At 42.6% G+C, this 1,170-nt stretch carries 3 protein-coding genes; 2 read left to right on the top strand and 1 reads right to left on the bottom strand.

Going from position 1 to position 1,170, the window contains the following annotated elements; translation table 11 throughout:
• Positions 1–5: 5 nt before the first annotated feature.
• A complete protein-coding gene (gene glnK / locus A3762_RS24500) occupies positions 6–344 on the bottom strand; it encodes a P-II family nitrogen regulator (protein ID WP_068474092.1) in 339 nt (112 codons plus the stop codon).
• 301 nt (positions 345–645) lie between these two features.
• Between glnK and A3762_RS24495 the strand changes: the two genes are divergently transcribed.
• Together A3762_RS24495 and A3762_RS24490 are read left to right on the top strand one after the other, a co-directional pair.
• On the top strand, positions 646–897 hold the full coding sequence (locus A3762_RS24495; protein ID WP_068473212.1) for an accessory factor UbiK family protein: 252 nt from the start codon (positions 646–648) through the stop codon (positions 895–897).
• A gap of 84 nt (positions 898–981) precedes the next feature.
• Positions 982–1,170: magnesium chelatase domain-containing protein (locus A3762_RS24490; RefSeq protein WP_304439328.1), on the top strand; the 189-nt coding region annotated here is incomplete at its 3' end.

Here is a 1,170-nt window from a genome sequence, read left to right as displayed (position 1 = left end):
AATGGTTATACAGCGTCAGTGCCGGTTTCGCCGGTACGGATACGAATCGCTTGCTCAAGAGCAGAAACGAAGATCTTACCGTCACCGATTTTTCCTGTGTTTGCAGCTTTAGAGATTGCTTCGATTACTTGATCAAGTAAATCAGAGCCAATAGCTACTTCGATTTTTACTTTTGGAAGGAAGTCCACAACGTATTCCGCACCGCGGTATAGTTCTGTGTGACCTTTCTGACGACCGAAGCCTTTTACTTCAGTTACCGTAATACCTTGCACGCCAATTTCAGATAATGCTTCTCGCACATCGTCCAGCTTGAAAGGCTTGATAATGGCAGTTACGAGTTTCATATATGTCTCCTTATTATGCCGCCTATTTCATTATTATTTCTGTCTCGACTGGGCAGCGAGTCTTCTGCTGCATCGTAGTGAACTGATAAAGCAGTCTGTGTGCCAATGATTAAAAGTTCATAATAATCAGTCGCTTATGAATATTTTTTGATGTTTTGTTTTTGAAAAGTGCGCTTAAGAAGGGCGAGTATGTGTGCTACGCACTGTTTTGGTGCTTTATTTTGGTGCGTATTCTTCAACTGTGATTCGATGGAGGGCAATGGTAGACTTGGCGCCAGTTTTAGACAGTTGGTAAGAGACTATGTTGAACCCTCAGCAATTATTCGGAGTGATTCAAGATCAGGTTAATCAAGTTTTTCCTGAATTTGGTAAAGCTGCACAGGACGAGATTTCAAACAATCTGAAGATTGTTATTTCTAGTGTTATCAATAAGTTGGATCTAGTATCTCGTGAAGAGTTCGATGCACAACAAGCAGTGCTAGAGCGCACGAGAGAAATGCTTGAACAGTTAGAAAAGTCTGTACAGGACTTACAAAGTAAAATCGACGAGTAACACTCGTTTGGTCAAAAAGCTTTGCTAAGGATGGCAAAGTAAAACTTGCACCATGGTTGTGCAATATTTGAGCAAGGATGCGTAATGAGTTTGTCTATTGTGAAAACGCGGGCATTGTTCGGCGTTGAATCCCCTTCCGTGCGTGTTGAAACGCATCTATCCAATGGTCTGCCTTCATTTACCGTTGTTGGTTTACCCGAGGCGGCCGTAAAAGAAAGCCGTGAACGTGTGCGCTGCGCACTTATAAATAGTGGTTTTGAGTTCCCGATGCGC

This window comes from Oleiphilus sp. HI0125 (assembly GCF_001635355.1).
This window is presented reverse-complemented; position numbering and strand designations above follow the sequence as displayed.